Here is a 17,483-nt window from a genome sequence, read left to right as displayed (position 1 = left end):
GCAGCATCGCCAGCGCCGCAGCGTTCGGCACGTGCCCCCAGCCGGTCCACAGGCTCATCGGGGTGGCGGTGACGATGCCCGCGAGTAGTCCACCCACTCCGGCCACGCCGATGCCGGTGGTCGTTCGCGCGCTCGAGCCGCGGGCGAGCTGGGTGGCGAGGGCGGCGGAGCCGAGGACCCAGGGGAGGGCCGAGGTGACCGTGGCGGCGATGGTGAGCGCCGCCGTCGGCGATCCCGGGAGCAGCGAGCCGAGGGCGTGCCAGCCGGCGGGATAGATGGCGGCCTGGCCGCTGCCGTAGGAGAGGGCGCCGAGCGTGAGCGAGGAGGCCGAGCCGGAGTCGGCGACGAGCTGCAGGGCGGCGAGGTGGAACACGGCGTCCCAGCGCTGCAGGTAGGCGTCGATCGATCGCATCGCCGCCAGCGTGGGCACCACCGCGAGGAGCAGACCGGCGCCGATGAGCGCACCGTCCGCGCGGCTCACCCGGGGTGACGGCGGTGCCTCGGTGGTCAGCCGCCGCACCAGCAGGGCAACCGCGAGCCCAAGGACAGCCGATCCGCCGGCCACGGGCAGCGACCACCGCACCCCCACGAGCTGGGCGAGGATCGCTCCGGAGGCGAGCACCGCCGTCGAGCAGGCAGGGGCGATCGCGAGGGCGAGCAGACCGCGCACGCGGACCAGACGCAGCATCAGCCAGCCCGGCACCAGGAGCAGCGCGAGGGCGAGCAGCGCCGCGCCGAGGGCGGCGATCGCGGAGGTCTCAGGCACGCAGGGTTACGGCGCTTCCTCGCGGCGGCCCTCGGCGAGCGCGAGGGCGCGGGTGAGCTCGGTGATCTGGCGGTTGAGGGCGCGCTGGCGGCCGTAGTAGGAAGCGAGGAAGCACGCGAACGCGACGGCTAGTGCGTACAGCAGCAGGTCGGTACCGCGGCCGACACCCACCAACCGGGCAAGCCCCGAGAACAGGCTCGGCTGCACGATCACCACGGCGGCGACCAGCGCGAACACCACGAGCAGCACCCGCCGGATGGCCTGGTGCCGTGCTCCGCTGGAGGAGCGGGTCAGCAGCACGGTCGCGACTGCGACACCGATGAGCAGGAGGATCTTGATGACCAGCTGCTGGTTCTGGATGTCCATCGGGGTGCTCCTTGGTCTGCCGCGCCGGCGGGTCGGACTGAGCCTATGGCCCGCAGCGGCGGCTCACATGATCGAGCTCATGCGAATCGGGCACGAGTGGCGGCCACGATGTCGACCACGTGGTCACCGTGCTTGGTGCGCAGGTGGCCCACTCTGGCGTCCATCGCACGGCGGTGTAAATGCTGCAGATGTCCTCGCTGGACAGGCCGTGGTGATGGCGCGCTCACCGGAAGGTCAGCTCGAAGAGGATGTTGACGGCGTTGAGCAGGGACTGGCCCTTGGCCTTGGAGTAGTCGGTGTAGAGCACGTGCACGGGGTACTCGCGCCACGGGAGCTTGGTACGGCCGAGCTGGAGCACGATCTCGCTCGCGTGAGCCATCCGGTTCTGGGTGAGGTGCACGCCGGCAGCGGCGTCACGGCGGATGACGCGCAGGCCGTTGTGGGCGTCGGTCAGCCGCATGCCGGTGCTCTGGTTGGTGACCCAGACGGCGGTCTTGAGGACGAGCTTCTTGAGAAACCCGGCCTGGGTGCGCTCGTCGAGGAAACGGGAGCCGAACACCACGGCGAGATCCTCGTCGCGGGCGAGCTCGACCATCGCGAGGGCGTCGGAGAGCTGGTGCTGGCCGTCGGCGTCGAAGGTGACGAGGTAGGTGACGTCGGGCAGCGTGAGCGCGTGATCGATCGCGGTCTGCAACGCGGCGCCCTGGCCGAGGTTGGTGGCGTGCCGCAGCACGGTGGCGCCCGCAGCGCGGGCGGAAGCGGCGGAGGCGTCGGTGCTGCCGTCGTCGACGCAGATCACGTGACCGACGTGCTCACGGAGGTCGCGAATGACGTCACCAACCATGCGTGCCTCGTTGTAGACGGGCACGAGGATCGCGATGTCCTCACCTCGCATGGCGTCATTGTGGCAGCGTTCGGCGGCAGGGCGCGCGGCCCGGCGGTTCGTGGCAGGCTGCCGCTGTGACCGATCGCCGACGCCGCGTGTGTGTGGCCACCCGGATCTTCGCTCCGGAGGCGGCCGCAGCCGCATTCCGGCTGGATCACCTGGTGCGGGCGCTCGCGGAGACGTGCGACGTCGAGGTACTCACCGTGCGGGCGCCGGAGGAGTACGAGCCGCCGCCGCGGGTGCGGGTGCGGCGCTGGCCGGTGCTGCGGGACGGTTCCGGGTACGTGCGCGGTTACCTGCCGTACCTGTCGTTCGACCTGCCGCTCGCGCTGCGGCTGTTGTTCACGCGGCGCCCAGATGTGGTGGTCGTGGAGCCGCCGCCGACCACCGGCGCCGTGGTGCGCGCTGTGTGCGCAATGCGGCGGATCCCGTACGTCTGGTACGCCGCCGACGTGTGGTCCGACGCCGCCGCCTCTACGGGCTCGTCCGGCATCGTGGTGCGGGTAGTGCGGGCGATGGAGTCGTGGGTGCTGCGCGGTGCGGCCGCCTCGCTGGCGGTCTCCGACGGCGTCGCCGACCGGGTGCGTGAGCTCGGCGCCCGCGATGTCACGGTGGTGGGCAACGGTGTTGACACTGACGTGTTCTGCCCGGAGGGCGAGTCGCGGAGCGATTCCCGCACCCTGGTGTACGCCGGTACCGCCTCGGAGTGGCAAGGGGCGGACGTGTTCGTTCGCGCAATGCCACAGGTCCTCGAACAGGTACCTGACGCACGCCTGGTCTATCTCGGCCAGGGGAGCGCGATGGCCGAGATCTCTCGGCTCGCCTCCGAACTTCCCGACGGCGTGGTCCGGGTTCTCGGCAGCGTCTCACCGGCCGAGAGCGCGGCGTGGTTGCGCGGTGCCGCTGGTGCTCTCGTCTCCATCGTGCCTGGTCAGGGGTACGACTTCGCCATCCCGACGAAGGTGTTCGCTGCGCTCGGGACCGGGACACCCGTGCTGTACGCGGGGGTGGGGCCGGTGGTGGAGATCCTCGCTGACGGCGACCTGGGAGAGTCGGTGGAGCACGATGTCGATGCAGTTGCCGCCAGCATGGCGGTGCTGCTGCGCCGCACCGGCATCTCTTCGGGCGCCCGTTCTCGGCGCGCGGACTGGGTGCTGGCCAACCGGTCGCTGCCGGCTACGGCTGCTCGGGCGCGTGAGGTCGTTCAGGGTGTGTCGCGGCGTCGGTTTCGGCGTGGCACCAGCGCGAGCAGGGGACGGTTGTCCGAGTGAAGTTCGCGGGGTAGCGATCGCCAGTGCCAGCCGGGTAGAGCCGAAGAGCGGCCTCGGTCCCGAACAGCGGACCTATCGGACGGCCGGCATGGAGATCGGCCGTAAGGCGAGCGGATGCCTGGATCCAGCGCCGCCCCAACAACTCGTCGTGCGCCTCCACAAAACGCTCGTTGCCGCCGCTGGGTGCCCGGGTGATCTCGCCGAGAACGATGCCGCGAGACGTCTCGTAGAGGTCAACGCGGCAGAACGGCAGACCGACCGCTCGCGATAGATGCCTGGCGGTCGCCACCATCTGGTCCAGGCAGTCGGGGACCTCGATGTTCACGTCATGCTGGCGACGGATGGCGATCTTGCCGAAGTCATGACCGTCCTCGTCGACGAACTTCAGGCGGATCGTGGACGCATCACCGTGCGTGCCGACCGTTCTGACCAGGATCTGCCCGACCTCGCCGTAGAACATATAGAGCTTGACGTCGTCGGGAATCGGACCACCACCGACTCCGTAAAGGAGTTCTTCGGCGAAGTACGGTGGACGAGCCTGGCGACCCAGAGACCGTACTCGGTCCAGCAGATCGGTCTCCATGATCTCTTCGCGCGTGCCGAGCATCCGGTATCGACCTTGCGCGAGTCGCTCAAGCGGGAACACCGCGACCGAACCCGCTCCACCGTCGGACTTCAGGACGAAGTTGTCGGGCAGCACGCTCAGGTCGATCGAGTCGATGTCTGGCCAGACCTTGAAAACTTCGGGCACCTTGATCCCGTGGCTGGCGGCGAGCTCCATGTTCCGGAGCTTGAATGGCAACTGCAACGAGGCCGACGGATACTTCGGACGCAGCGTATGCTCGGCGCGGAAGAAACGGATCTGCTGGCGAATCGACTGGCGGAACGATGCGCGATCGAGATCGTCCAGGCGCGTGTTCCCGGCCTTGGCAGCCGCCAGCTGTTGTTTCAGCTCGGCCACGCGACGCGATGCGGCTCGCGCACTCTTGTCTCGCGCAGCCTGCCGCCGCAACTCGCGGGTCACCGTCTTTGCCATCTTCGCGAGCTGCGATTGCTGACGATGGTGGACCACGAGCAGCATCAGCACACCGATGACGGTGATCGAGCTCAGTCCGACGAGGGCGGCGCGCTGCCAACCCAACGCAGCGCTGACGGCCGTCGCCAGTCCCAACAGCACAATGAGCCCGATGGCGAACCGCTGGCGTCGGGTGGTTCCGAACATTGCACTGTTTCCTTGCTGGCGCGCCGCCGAGAGGACCGTGGGAGGGGTAGCCCGGCTCAGGGTATGCCAGCGGCAGTCGCCCACCAATGCAGCTCCGGACGTACCGCTGTCAAGCCTACGCAGATGCCGATACTCCCGTACGCTCACCGCACTGCAGACGGACACTCCCAGCAGTGAGGTGATATCGATAATGTCAGACAGCACCACACCGGGTGTCGACCCTCGACGGTCAGCTTGGCGCGCGTCGCTGCGCACATCTCGCCACCCACGCACCGTCTACTGGGCGCTGACAGTCGCCAGTGTGACGGTCGTCGTGCTGCTCTGGTGGCTCGTCACCGCGCTCTTCGACGTCAACCCGGTCCTGTTCCCGAGCCCAGGCGACGTCTGGCAGGCAGCGGTGCGCGGCATGCAGGAGAGGCCCGTGGCGGAGGGGGTCGACCGGACGATCAAGGGATACCAGAACTACTTCCTCTGGGAGCACCTGCTCGCCAGCCTCCAGCGGATCGGAGCCGGCGTCGGGTTGGCTGTCGTGGTGGGTGTTCCGCTCGGGCTGCTCATGGCCTCGTTCAGGTGGATCGGACTTCTGCTGGACCCGTATCTCAACTTCCTCCGATCGTTGCCTCCGCTTGCCTACATCGGGCTTCTCATCGTGTGGTTCGGGTTCGGGGACGCTCCGAAGATCTGGCTACTCTTCCTCGCTGCCTTCCCGCCGATCGCGATCGCGGCGATCAGCGGGGTGCGAGGAGTGCGCGAGGACCAGATCAATGCGGTTCGCACCCTCGGGGCGAATCGGCGGCAAGTGCTGACGCATGTGACGCTCCCGGCGGCTCTGCCTGAGATTTTCACCGGGTTCCGAGTGGCAGTTGGCTTCGCTTGGACGACCGTGGTCGCAGCGGAGATCCAGAACGGCATCCCCGGTATCGGCGGCCTCGCCTACATTTCGGGATCTCAGAACCAGACAGCCGTGGTGATTGCCTGCATCATCATCATCGGGATCACGGCGATCCTGCTGGACCAGTTGGTCAAGGCCGTAGAGGGTGCACTCGTGCCCTGGCGGGGCAAGGCATGATCGACAACACACCGCACGGACCGATATTGAACGTCCCCAGGGAGGGCCGATGTCCTACATGATCAAGCGCAGAGCCATCAGCGTCACGGCGGTGGGAGCAGTTGTCGCACTCGCGTTGACCGGCTGCGTCGACAGCGATCGTCCGCAGACGGGTGACGCAGGGTCCGCCGAATGCCCGTGGGAGGTGGACGAAACGATCGAGACCTCCGTGTCGATCGGCTGGCAGCGGATCCCGAACGGCGATCTCATCGTCAAGGATCACGCTCTCTTGGAGGCATGCATGCCGAATGCATCGATCACGTGGACCGACTTCGACTCCGGTGGCAAGGTCGTCCAGGCCTACGCTTCCGGTGACATCGACCTCGCCCTCATCGGCAACTCGCCCTCGGTGCTCGCGATGTCACCGGACAACAATCTTGACGTCGACGTGGTGTGGATCCACGCCGTCATCGGGGAGGCCGAGTCGCTTATCGCCAAGGATCCCGATGTCACAAGTATCTCGGACCTGCAGGGTGAGCTGATCGGTGTTCCGTTCGGCTCGACTGCGCACTACTCGTTGCAGCAGGCGATCCTCGTCGCCGGCTTGGACCCGAACGCCGACTTCACGATCACCAACCTTGAACCCTCCGCCATGCCGGCTGCGTGGACGTCGGACGGGATCGCTGCCGCCTGGGTGTGGGAGCCGACGCAGAGTGAGCTCTTGAATACGGGTGGCCATCTGGTGCTGTCGAGCGCCGACACGGCTGCGGACGGGTATCCCACCTACGACCTAGGCACCGCCGACGGCACGTTCATCGCCGACAACCCCGCATTCATGGCGCAGTGGGCGACGGCTCAGAGCTACGCTGTCGAACTCATCCAGGACGACCCCGATGCTGCAGCCGAGTCGATCGCAGCGACGCTCGGCGTCACCCTCGATGAAGCACATACACAGCTCGCTGGCTACACCTATCTCACCGCCGAAGAACAGATTGGTGCGGACTACCTCGGTGGGGGGATGGCGACGGACCTCGTGAACACGGCTTCCTTCCTGCTCGAGCAGGGGTCGATCGCTGAGACTCTCTCGGACGAGGAGTACAGCCAGCACGTCGACGCGACAGCCGCGCAGGCTGCGGCAGGCTGACGGTCGGGTGGCGCAACCATGAACGATGAGACCGGCCACCAGCATTCGAAGGCCGTCGAGATCGCAGGCCTCAGGCACTCCTTCACCGTGCAAGGAGAAGTTGTGCCCGCGCTGGAGATGATTGACCTACGCATCGATCCAGGCGAGTTCGTCAGCGTGGCTGGCCCGTCCGGTTGCGGCAAGACCACGCTGCTTCGGCTCATCGCAGGTTTCATGCGCCCGAGCGAGGGGTCCATCTTCGTGGAAGGCGAGCACGTGCGCGCGCCAGCAGCCGACCGCGGCGTCGTCTTCCAGCAGCCGACCTTGTTCCCTTGGCTCACGGTCCGGGAAAACGTTGAGCTCGGGCCACGCCTCAATGGCGTATCCAAGGCCGAGCGACGAGAGCTGGCCGATCAATACATCCACATGGTCGGATTGAGCGACTTCGCGGACCACAAGCCGTACGAGCTCTCGGGTGGCATGCAGCAGCGCTGCCAGATCGCGCGGGTCTTGACGAACGATCCCGACATCGTCCTGATGGACGAACCATTCGGTGCGTTGGACGCCCTGACACGCGAACGCCTGCAGAACGAGCTGCTTCAGATCTGGCGTGAGACGCGCAAGACGGTGCTCTTCATCACACACTCCGTCGAAGAGGCGGTTCTGCTCGGCACCCGCGTGCTCGTGATGAGCCCAAGGCCGGGCAGGATCGTGCTCGACGAGTCTGCTCGGCTGTCTCCTCCCGATCGCCTGTATGGAGCGGACGAGCTGCGGACGCTGCAGTCCTTCACTGAGCTGTGTGAGCGGGTCCGGGGAGCGATCGTCGACTCGCCAACAGCTGCGCAGCACTCCTGAGCAGACCACAACTCGGATCCATCCACGTGAGTGCGAGCACGCCCCGGCCGACTTCGCGGCTCGCTCAGCTGCTCCATCCCCGGCGCGAACCGCTCGTGGGATGAGTTAGGTATCGTGCGTTTGCGCTGCCGTACGACAGCGTTCACCCGACGTTAACGGAGGACCGTCGACCCATGGATGTCGATCAGCGCGCGGTGCAGTCTGATCCTGCCCTCGCGCGCGACTACCTGGGCATCTCCCGGTCCCTCAAGAGCGCCGAAGCACTCGAGCGGACAGCGCTTCGTACCCGATCCCGCGCTGCACGTGACCTGCTGGCCGAAGCGGCCGCACCTGGCACCGGTTCGGCCGCCGACCTTCTCACTGCGCTCAGGGCCAGCCGCAACTCGGTAAGGTCCCCGGTTGAGCTCGACCCGACCTGGGGGATCACGCTTGCGCGGGTGATCGGGATGCAGAACCTCGACAGCACTGACGTTCAGGACGCTGCGCTTCTCCTGACGGAACTGCACCGGCAGCACGGTCGCAGCATCTTTGTCGGCGAGGCCCAGCAGACCGTGGTCGACAGACTGTGGCAGGCAGGCGAGCGCGATCTGCTTTCCCGATGGCTCCCTGAGCTCGACGAGCTCGCGCCGAGCGCGGCGCGCTATCTGCAGGCTGACCTGACGAATCCGTTCCATGATGGCGCCGATGGCCAATCGTCTGCGCGCGGCGACTGGCAGCGCCTGGTGGACTCGATGTTCACCGAGCACGGGATCGAGCCAGTGCGGATCGCGGACGGTGCAGAGACTCCTTTCGACGGGCTCACATGCGCGGTCGGTGCGGCGGTCACGAGCGGGCCCCTGGTCACTGTCATCATCTCCGCGTACTGCCCGGGTCCGGGCCTGCTGACGTCGGTGCGGTCGATCTGTAACCAGACCTGGCGCAATCTCGAGATACTCATCGTCGACGATGCGTCTCCGCCGGAATACTCGGAGGTGCTCGACGCCTGCGCGGAGATGGATCCACGAGTGCGCGTCCACCGCATGGAGCGCAACGGTGGAACCTACACGGCACGCAACATGGCGATGGACATCGCCTCAGGGGAGATCGTGACATGTCAGGACTCCGATGACTGGTCACATCCGCGTCGGATCGAGCTACAGGTGCGGCCCCTTCTCGATGATCCGGGCGTGTCGTCGACTCGCAGCTACTGCTTCCGTGTCAAGGAGGACCTCACGTTCCAGCGGCCCGGTTACGACCCGACCCAGGCGCACGCGGCGTCGTTGATGTTCCGACGGGAGCAGGCGCTGGCCGCTGTCGGCTACTTCGACAACGCGCGTAAGGCGGCCGACACCGAGTATCGGATGCGACTGGAGTTGGTCACCGGAGCGACCAGCGTCGACCTCAAGGCGCCGCTCGCGATGTATCGCATGGGAAGCGGCTCATTGTCGCGGGCTGACTTCACTCCCGGATGGCATCACGTGTCTCGTTGGGTCTACCGCTGCGCCTACGCGCAGTGGCATGCCCTGATCGCACGGGGAGCCGATCCGTGGCTGCCACGCATCCAGGACGAGCGGCGCTTCGCGATCCCGCAGCGGTTCCAGATCGACCAGCAGTCGTGCCGTGAGCACCCCCCGGAGTACGACGTGGTGGTGCTGAGCGATTGGCGGTTGCACGGGACCGCGCAGCAGGATCTTCTTGCCGAGATCGATGTGCTCGCTGGTGCCGGTTATCGGGTCGGGGTAGCCCACGGCGAGTCCTATCGGCACGTGAACCGCCGCCGCCTGCCGCTGAGCCCGGCGATCGTCCGAAGGATGAACGCTGGTGTTGTCGACTTCGTGGCACTCGACCAGGCTGCCGTCGCATCACTGCTTGTCATCCGGTCACCCGAGATCCTCCAATTCGTCCCCGAGGACGCGAGCACGCTTGAGGTCGGTCGCGTGGTGGTCGTCGCTGATGAATGTCCGGCCGACGACGGCGGTGCGGTGCTGTACATCCCGGCAACCTGCGATGCTGCGGTTGGATCCTTGTTTGCCGCCGAGGCGACCTGGGTGCCGAGTACGTCGAAGATTCGGTCGCTTCTCGCGAGCGAGATTCCCGCCGATCGGCTGCACTCTGTTGTGCCCACGGATTTCCTGGACATCGACGGGACCCTGGTTCGGCGACCTGAGCGAACCGATCGCCCGACCGTCGGCAGCCGCCTCCGCGGCGGTGGGTCGGGCGGACCAGAGCAGCTGGACGAGGTCCTCAACGCACTAGTGGCCGGCAACGGCTATGACGTTCGTCTTCGCGCGGCGTTCGTCAGCGCCGGCGCTGACGGCACCAGGTCGGAAGAGTCCGCCTGGATCCGGTACGCCCCGGATGAGCTGACGCAGCGGCAGTTCGTCGCCCAGCTGGACTTTTACGTCGACTTCTCGGCATCGACGGATTCGCCGGCCGTCGACCGCGATGTTCTGCTTGCGATCGCCAGCGGCTGCGTCACGGTCCTCCCCGCGAAGCTCGAGCCGATCTATGGCGACGCCGCTGTCTACGCGGATGCGCATGAGGTTCCAGGCATCATCCAGTCGTTCCACTGCGACCGCGCTGCGTACCACCAACGATCGCAGCACGGTGTGGCCGCGCTGAGAGCACGGTTCGGGCCTGCGAGTCGTCTCGCGGGAATAGCAGAACTCGTCGGTCCTCCGGCCGGCGGCGGCGAACCCCGTGAGACCGCAGCGGCTCAACAGACCGCCGCCGATCCCTCGACCGGCGTTCCGCTCGTCGTTCTCGTCAACAACCGGACTGCCTCGAAGTTGGCACCGTTCCTGCGTCAGTTGGCGGAGAGCGACCATTGGCATGGAGCACCGGTCACCGTGGTCCACACGCCACGTGCACAGCTCCAGGTCGACGACGCAGTCGCCGAGCATCCGTGGGTGTCCTTCGCCGTGACTGCAGGAAACTCGCCGGTAGAGTTGGCCAGCCTCGCTGCCGACTGTGTCCTCAGGCTCGACGACCAATTCGTGTGCGTCGCCGGCGTCCCGTCTGCTAACCGCTTCGCGTCGTGGACGCTGGCGGTGCAGCAGGAGGTCGCGAGGCTCAGCGAGCTCGGTCTAGAGAGCTCGGTCCCGATCCTCGTCTGGACCGATCAGTGCCCCCAGCACGCGATCGCCGCCTATATCCACGATGCGCTCGTCATCAGCCAACCGGCTCCAGGAGCATTCTCCGACTACCTCGGCGGCCTCGCGATCGCCGGCGGAGATCCGCGCCTCGAGGCGACAGATCCAGGCGCGGGTGAGTTATCCGTGCTGGCGTGGCTCAACGCGAAGTTTCTGGCCAACATGCCCCAGCCGACGTGGCGCTACAGGGTGACGTTGACGCGAACCGCGGGTGGCGACAGTATTCGTTCCGAGCCGATCGATGTCGTCGAGCGTGTCGACTCACGTGCTCGGTGGACGTGGGAAGAGGCCCGGGGCCTCCTGCCGCTCCGCGGAGTCCGCGGCGGGACCTATGCCTTCGATATCGAGGTCGATACCGAAGTCCAGGCACTGCGCGTGCGCCGGAGGCTGCGACCAGCGAAGGGCCTCCTCTTCGACAGCCGCACCATGACCTTGCCATTGGATGCAGGGGCCGGGACAACGCTGCGGTACCTGTGCCACACAGTCGGCAATGGCGAACGGAGTTATGCGCTCGTTCAGGTGGGCCGAGGGCGACTTGCCCGGCTGCGTTGGTCGGCGTCCATGCTCAAGAAGGACCTGAGTTTCGCCTACCGCGGGCGACGTCATCGTCGCATGGTCTTCCTGCGCCTGCTGCGACTACTGACGATGCCGGTCTTCGCTCGGCGCTCGATCTGGCTCGTCGGTGAACGAACCGACACCGCCCAGGACAACGGATATCACCTATTCCGTAAGATCCGCGCTGAGCATCCGGATCGGTCGGTGTACTACGTCATCGATCCTGCGAGTCCGCAGTACTCCCGTGTCGCTCACCTCGGGAACGTTGTTGCACACTCTTCCATGCAGCACCAGTTGCTGATGCTGCACGCGGACGTCTTGGCGAACGCCTACAGCATCCGCCACATGATCCCAGCGTCCTGGTACCAGTCCGGCTACACCAGGCACCTCGCCTGGAGGATTGGTTCCCTGCGGGTCTATCTCAAGCACGGTGTGCACCTCAACCCCAACGCGTTCAAGCGCGGCATGACGGGCTACGACCTGCTCCTGACCGTCATGTCACGGGAGAGCGAGGCGTTGCGGAGGGTCACGGGATACGACCGGCAGATCCGTGAGATTGGGATGCCGAGGTACGACAGCCTCGAGCCGAGGCGTGGAACGAGAAACATCCTGTTCATGCCGACGTGGAGGCAGTACCTGACACCTCGGCTGAGTGGGGCGGTGAATCAGGATCAGATGCCGATGGAGGGCTCGGACTACGAGGCGTTCATCTCGGGACTGCTGTCGAGTTCCCGTCTCCACGATCTCTTGGTGCGGTATGACTTCCGTTTGATGTTCCTGCCGCACTACAACATCGCCTCCTTCTTCGACGAGGCAGTCGCGGCGGCAGACCGGGTCGAGCTCGCTGACCCGAACCAGACCAGCTTTCAGGACTTGCTCCGGGACTGCGACGTGTTCGTGACCGACTACTCGTCCGTGCACTTCGACATCGCGTACATGGGCACGCCCGTGATCTACGCGCGCTTCGACGAAGAGCTCTACGAGGCCCGGCACGCCTCGCGCTCATGGTTCGACTACGACCGCGACGGCTACGGTCCGGTCACGCGCTCGCTCGACGAGACGATCGATGCCCTGGAGGAGAGCATGGCGGGCGGGTGTGTGGTCGGCGAACCGTATGCCGCACGGGCGGCGCGCGACTTCACCTTCCGCGATCAGCAGAACACGGCGCGCGTGGTGGCGGCCATCGATGAACTCGTCAGCGCGGGCAGTCACCACGCCTGAGCACGTTCGTGGCCGCACGCCCACGGCCGAGCCGAAGCGCGCGGTGACGTGTGTCGCGCTCGCGGCACACCCGCACGTGTGCCAAGGTTGAAGCAACGGGAAATGGGTGAGAGCAATGGGCGTGAATCGTCGGGGATTTCTTGAGTTGGGTGCGGTAACCGGAGCCGGGCTCCTCGGTATCGCCGGAGGCCTACGCCCCCGCGAGACCGCAGACGTTGCTGACGTCGCCGATCAGGGCTCTGGAGTGCTCCGGTACGAGCTGTCCTCGCCCGTCCAGTCGCGGATGACCACGCAGCAGGCGCAGACGGCGACCAGCGCGGCCATCGAGGCAGAGCCGTTCGAGCTCGTCGGTGTCACCTGGGAGCGCGGCGAGCCGACGCCGTCGGTCAGTGTGCGGGTTCGAGCCGACTCCGAGTGGTCCGAGTGGCACGAGCTGTCCGTAGGACACGAACCGGATGACACATCTCGCCCGGGAACCGATCCGCTATGGGTCGGTCGTGCAGATGCGGTCGAGCTACGAGCCACCGCCGCAGACGGCGATGCACTCCCGGCCGGGCTCAGCCTGGACCTCGTGGCGCCGTCGAGTGCCGTGACGAGCGATGCCGACGTCGACGCAAGCACCGACGCGGAGGTGGCGAGCTATCCGCGTCCGACGATGCGCAGCCGTGGTTCCTGGGGCGCCGATGAGTCGCTGCGCCAGAACCAGGGCAATGTCTGGTACGGCGAGGTCCGCGGTGCCTTCGTGCACCACACGGCTACCACCAACAGCTACACGAGCTCCGAGGTGCCGGGCATCCTGCGCGCGATCTACCGGTATCACGTCCTCAGCCGCGACTTCATGGACATCGGCTACAACTTCCTCATCGATCGGTTCGGGACCATCTGGGAAGGCGCCTACGGCGGTGTGAGTCGTCCCGTCGTGGGTGCACACACGCAGTACTACAACTCCCAGTCCTTCGGAGTCAGCGCCATCGGCTCGTATCAGCTCGTTCAGCCGCCGAGTGCGATGCTCGTGGCCTACGAGCGGCTGCTCGCATGGAAGTTCACCGTGCACGGGCTGTACACCGCCTATGGCACAGCGAATTACACGAACGACGGTGCTCGCCCGCTACCCAGGGTCTCTGCGCACCGTGACACGAAGTCCACCACCTGTCCCGGTGGCCACCTCTACTCCAAGCTCAGCTCGATCCGTGCGGGCGCGCACAGCCGGGCCACGGTCGCGAGCACACTCCGGGTGTCCGGCCCTACCGTGGTGAGCCGCGGCCAGAGAACGACGCTGACTATCCGATGGACGCTGTCCGGCGACAACGTGAGCGGGAAGATCAACCTGCAGCGCAAGAAGGGGAGCGGTTGGGAGCACGTTCGGCAGATCGACGTCAACAACGGCCACGCGACCATGGACATCTTTCCCGGCGCCTCGAACTCGTACCGCTTCCGGATCTCATCGACGACGACGCCCGTGATCGACACCCGCGAACCTCGAGGGACCAGCAACACCTTGTCGATCAGGGTGCTCCGAGCCGGTGATGACCCTGTGATGCAGCTTGCCGGGCCGACCAGTGTGACTCGCGGAGCCCGGACCACCCTCGAGGTCCGTTGGGTCAGTGCCGACGGGCCGGTCTCCGGCCGTGTCAACCTGCAGCGCAAGACCGCGACGGCCGGCTGGCACCACGTGCGGCAGTTCGCGATCGAGAACGGCTATGCCACGCACGTGATCAATCCCGGCGCCTCGAACAGCTACCGGATCCGCGCCTCGGTGGCGACCTCGCCGCCGGGGGTCTCGACAGCGCAGCCGGAGGGTCGGTCGAACGCCCTTTCGATCAGGGTGACCTGAGCTCCTGAGGCGCCTCGCATAGAATCCGGCAGCGCCATGAACCCGTGGCGTGGTATCGGACCATGAGAGGTGAGGGCTAGCGTGGCAGGTCTCGCACAGCGCGGTCGCTCGCTGGCGCTCGATCTTGTGCTCACGCGTCCACTATTGGTTCGCGGTGACGCACTCGCCGAGGCGCTGCGTCGTGAGCTGGTCCGCCGGCTCGACGGGTCCCCGGACCCACGGATCAGGCGGCTGTGGTCGCGGCACCTACGCTCACGCAACCGTGCCGCGTCGCGCGCCGCGGCTGCAGCGGTGGTGGTGGCGAAGGACCCGACGCCTCTGCTTCCCGAGCTGCAACGGCTCGTGAGCCGACGTCCTGGCGACGTGGCGCTGCGACTGGACCTGTGCGCCGCGCTGCGGCGCACAGGCCAGCCAGGTCGGGCCGCAGAGATCTTCGGCGGACTGATGGTCGTGCGCGCCGGCGACGTCTCGGCTCTGGTGCGTGAGGCTTTGGCGCTTGCTGGTCGCGAGGGGGCCGGCGAACTGCTGCGCCGCCTCGCACCCGCCGATGACCAAGCGGAGCGGCAGCTCCGGGGGGCCCTGACGCTGGCCGACGGCGTGCCCCCGGGCGCCCCGGCTGATGTCGTCCGTGCGCGGTCCCACGACCCGGCGGTGCACGCCGCAGCCGTGGTCTACGCCGGCAGCTACTCCGAACGTGCGGAGGTCGCGAGAGCGGTTCTCGAGGGTTCCGGGACGGACGACGCGACGTCGTCGACACTGGCGACCTTGCTCCGTGACGATGGCGACCTGCGGCTGAGCACAGCGCTGGCAGAACGCGTGCTCGAGCGGCACCCGCGCGATCCGGTCATGCGACGCACGGCCACGCTCGGGCGCAGCGGACTCGACTCGCTCGAGCACGGTTGGGCTCCGCCGCCAGCCCGGGATACCGCCGGGGGCCCCCACGATCGACGAGTCCACTACCTGCTTCACAGCTCGCTCCCGCACACCAGCCTCGGCTACGCGACGCGGACGCAGGGCCTTCTCCGTGCTCTCCGCGAAGGTGGCTGGGACGTGCGGGGCGTGACTCAACCGGGATACCCCGAGCACATTGCCAAGCACCCACCGCGCGACGAGGTCGACGGCGTGCCCTACCTCCGGCTCCCGATGGAGGGCGCACTGCCGCACTGGCCCATCCAGCGCATGGTCGACGCCTATCGAGGTGCGCTCGGTCCGCTCGTGGCAGCAGAGCGGCCGGGTATCGTGCACGCAGCGAGCAACGTCCGCAACGGCTTCGCTGCCGTCGATGTCGCCCGGCGCACCGGGATCGCCTCGGTCTACGAGGTGCGAGGGCTGTGGGAGTTCACACGACTTGTTCGCGAGCCTGAGTTCGACCAGACCGAGATGTTCGAGCTCCTGGAACGGCTCGAGGCCCAGGCGGCGACGCTGGCAGACCGGGCTGTCGTGATCACTCGCGCTCTCGGCGACCATCTCGTCGGTCTCGGTGTTCCTGAGGAACGCATCGTCGTGGTCCCCAACGGCGTGGACACGTCGCGCTTCGAACCCCGCGAGCCCGACACGGAGCTGGCACGCCGGCTCGGTGTCGACGGCAAGACGGTCATCGGATACGTCGGCGGTCTCGTGGAGTACGAGGGACTGGACCTGCTTGTCGAGGCGGCGGCACAGCTGAGCCGCGAACGCGACGACTTCCGGGTGCTGATCGTCGGAGACGGCCGCTCGCTGCCCGGACTTCGCGCCGCGGTGACGGCACGAGAGATCGACCACCTCGTCCTCTTCACCGGGCGAGTGCCGCACGAGCAGGTGGAGCAGTACTACTCCCTGATCGACATCGCCCCCTTCCCGCGACTGCCCGAGAAGGTGTGCGAGCTCGTCTCTCCGCTCAAGCCGTTCGAGGCGATGGCGATGGGCAAGGCTGTCGTGGCCTCCGACGTCGCAGCTCTCGCCGAGATCGTCGACGACGGCGCGACAGGAAGGCTCTTCACCAAGGGATCGGCCCCGGCGCTTGCCCAGGCGCTCCGCTCGCTCCTGGACTCGCCTGAGCAGCGGGCGGCGGTCGCCGCCCGAGGTTTGCGGTGGGTGCGTGAGCAGCGCGACTGGCACACGATCGTCCCGCGCGTCGGACAGCTCTACGAGGAGTTGTGGCAGGAGCGCTGGCCCGTTCTGGAACCGTAATGGCCACGAACACCCGTTGTTCGCCGACCGTTCACCCTTGCTCGTTAGCGTCGCCGCGACGTGAGTCGACCCGACAGTGCGCATCCACGCCCGGGACACCGGGAGTTCGCCGTTCTGTCGTGAACGACCTCAGGTCGGGATGCCGACTGAGTCTGGCCGAGCACGGCACCCCTGTGCGGCGAACGACGGGAGTGATAATGACTGGGGTTTTCGAGTCCGGAGTCCGTGACACTGCCAGGCGAGCGCGCAGGTTCGCGCGTCGTGCCTGGAGGAGCCTGAAGTCGGAGCGCGCAGCGGGGCGGCAACAGGATCCCAGCAGCTTGGCGATCGTCGAGGCGAAACGGCTGTCCGTGGGGTACCGTCGAGCTGACGAGATCGAGGCGTGTGACGAACGACTGGTCGCGGCAGGACTGGCCGCCGCTGACCAGCGCGCGCTGCTTGCCAAGGCAGCAGCGAAGGTCGGAGACCTTGGGCTCGCGTCGCGCATCGCAGCCGACATGCTTGAGCGCGGCTCGAGCGACGCACAGGCAGCGGAGCTCCTCGAACGGAGTCGTGACCGCCTCGAGATCCTGGCGTCAGGCTGGCCGAGGTCGGCGGGTAGGTCGGCAGTCCCGGAGTACGACCCCGCGCCGGACTCGGTCCTGTGCGTGCTGTCGCAGTCGCTCCCGATCCGTGCCGGCGGCTATGCGACCCGCTCCCACGGGATCATCAGCGCGACCGCGCGCGCTGGCTGGAACGTGCAGGCGATCACGCGTCTCGGCTTCCCCTATGACCGGTGGGATGCGGACGACGAGCGTACTGTGCCGATGACCGACGTCGTCGACGGGATCGAGTACCACCGCTCGCTGGTGCCCGGACGCCGCGACTACCCGCAGGTGCCGTTGCACGACTACCTGGAGCGGTCCGCGGACTTCATCGTCGACGCCGCGCGGCGTCAGAGCGCCGGCGTGATTAACGCCTCGAGTTTCTACGCGACCCGACATGCCGCCGCCCCGGCCGCGCGCCCACACGGCAAACCCTTAAAAAACAAGATTAG

11 protein-coding genes and 1 pseudogene are annotated in these 17,483 nt (G+C 67.1%); 8 read left to right on the top strand and 4 right to left on the bottom strand.

The genetic code is table 11. The features are described 5' to 3' along the window. The 3 genes from ACOJSN_RS14570 to ACOJSN_RS14560 all read right to left on the bottom strand — a co-directional run. Positions 1-766 (bottom strand): DUF6541 family protein (locus ACOJSN_RS14570; protein WP_420113218.1); only part of this gene is annotated, 766 nt, incomplete at its 3' end. A gap of 6 nt (positions 767-772) precedes the next feature. Beyond that, positions 773-1,132 (bottom strand): DUF2304 domain-containing protein, encoded by a 360-nt coding sequence (locus ACOJSN_RS14565; protein WP_420113217.1) that lies wholly within the window; start codon positions 1,130-1,132, stop codon positions 773-775. 223 nt (positions 1,133-1,355) lie between these two features. After that, positions 1,356-2,027: a glycosyltransferase family 2 protein gene (locus ACOJSN_RS14560; protein WP_420113216.1), complete on the bottom strand. Its 672-nt coding sequence runs from the start codon at positions 2,025-2,027 to the stop codon at positions 1,356-1,358. 65 nt (positions 2,028-2,092) lie between these two features. Between ACOJSN_RS14560 and ACOJSN_RS14555 the strand changes: the two genes are divergently transcribed. Beyond that, entirely contained in the window at positions 2,093-3,289 is a 1,197-nt protein-coding gene (locus ACOJSN_RS14555) for a glycosyltransferase (protein ID WP_420113215.1), read from the top strand. On the opposite strand, the gene ACOJSN_RS14550 is transcribed toward ACOJSN_RS14555, so the two are convergent. Continuing rightward, entirely contained in the window at positions 3,195-4,511 is a 1,317-nt protein-coding gene (locus ACOJSN_RS14550) for an ATP-grasp fold amidoligase family protein (RefSeq protein WP_420113214.1), read from the bottom strand. The two genes, ACOJSN_RS14555 and ACOJSN_RS14550, sit on opposite strands and share 95 nt — an antisense overlap. A gap of 301 nt (positions 4,512-4,812) precedes the next feature. On the opposite strand from ACOJSN_RS14550, the gene ACOJSN_RS14545 reads away from it, so the two are divergent. The 7 genes and pseudogenes from ACOJSN_RS14545 to ACOJSN_RS14515 all read left to right on the top strand — a co-directional run. Next, the gene (locus ACOJSN_RS14545) at positions 4,813-5,580 is read left to right on the top strand and encodes an ABC transporter permease (RefSeq protein WP_420113213.1); all 768 of its coding nucleotides are present in this window, start codon (positions 4,813-4,815) and stop codon (positions 5,578-5,580) included. A 49-nt stretch (positions 5,581-5,629) separates the two neighbouring features. Next, positions 5,630-6,703 carry an ABC transporter substrate-binding protein gene (locus ACOJSN_RS14540; protein ID WP_420113212.1) on the top strand — a complete coding sequence of 358 codons (1,074 nt, stop codon included), beginning with the start codon at positions 5,630-5,632 and terminating at the stop codon, positions 6,701-6,703. A gap of 18 nt (positions 6,704-6,721) precedes the next feature. Beyond that, positions 6,722-7,537, top strand: a complete 816-nt coding sequence (locus tag ACOJSN_RS14535; protein WP_420113211.1) for an ABC transporter ATP-binding protein — start codon at positions 6,722-6,724, stop codon at positions 7,535-7,537. Between the two features lie 173 nt (positions 7,538-7,710). Next, complete coding sequence (locus tag ACOJSN_RS14530; RefSeq protein WP_420113210.1) at positions 7,711-12,444, top strand: CDP-glycerol glycerophosphotransferase family protein; 4,734 nt, start codon at positions 7,711-7,713, stop codon at positions 12,442-12,444. A 283-nt stretch (positions 12,445-12,727) separates the two neighbouring features. Then, on the top strand, positions 12,728-14,278 hold the full coding sequence (locus ACOJSN_RS14525) for an N-acetylmuramoyl-L-alanine amidase (protein WP_420113209.1): 1,551 nt from the start codon (positions 12,728-12,730) through the stop codon (positions 14,276-14,278). An 81-nt stretch (positions 14,279-14,359) separates the two neighbouring features. Further along, positions 14,360-16,447 (top strand): glycosyltransferase family 4 protein, encoded by a 2,088-nt coding sequence (locus tag ACOJSN_RS14520; RefSeq protein WP_420113208.1) that lies wholly within the window; start codon positions 14,360-14,362, stop codon positions 16,445-16,447. Between the two features lie 320 nt (positions 16,448-16,767). After that, a pseudogene (locus tag ACOJSN_RS14515) lies at positions 16,768-17,483 on the top strand (hypothetical protein); the annotation flags it as partial.

Origin of the sequence: Pseudactinotalea sp. (genome assembly GCF_048594945.1) — a bacterium.
In the GTDB taxonomy this organism is placed as follows: Bacteria; Actinomycetota; Actinomycetes; order Actinomycetales; family Beutenbergiaceae; genus Pseudactinotalea.
The sequence above is the reverse complement of the archived record's forward strand: the minus strand, read 5'-3'. Positions and strand labels throughout refer to the sequence as shown.

Bases quoted from the DNA above. Each gene is read 5' to 3' on its own strand.
- ACOJSN_RS14530 (WP_420113210.1), top strand. From the start codon at position 7,711: ATGGATGTCGATCAGCGCGCGGTGCAGTCTGATCCTGCCCTCGCGCGC.
- ACOJSN_RS14550 (WP_420113214.1), bottom strand. From the start codon at position 4,511: ATGTTCGGAACCACCCGACGCCAGCGGTTCGCCATCGGGCTCATTGTG.
- ACOJSN_RS14565 (WP_420113217.1), bottom strand. From the start codon at position 1,132: ATGGACATCCAGAACCAGCAGCTGGTCATCAAGATCCTCCTGCTCATC.
- ACOJSN_RS14525 (WP_420113209.1), top strand. From the start codon at position 12,728: ATGACCACGCAGCAGGCGCAGACGGCGACCAGCGCGGCCATCGAGGCA.
- ACOJSN_RS14560 (WP_420113216.1), bottom strand. From the start codon at position 2,027: ATGCGAGGTGAGGACATCGCGATCCTCGTGCCCGTCTACAACGAGGCA.
- ACOJSN_RS14540 (WP_420113212.1), top strand. From the start codon at position 5,630: ATGTCCTACATGATCAAGCGCAGAGCCATCAGCGTCACGGCGGTGGGA.
- ACOJSN_RS14535 (WP_420113211.1), top strand. From the start codon at position 6,722: ATGAACGATGAGACCGGCCACCAGCATTCGAAGGCCGTCGAGATCGCA.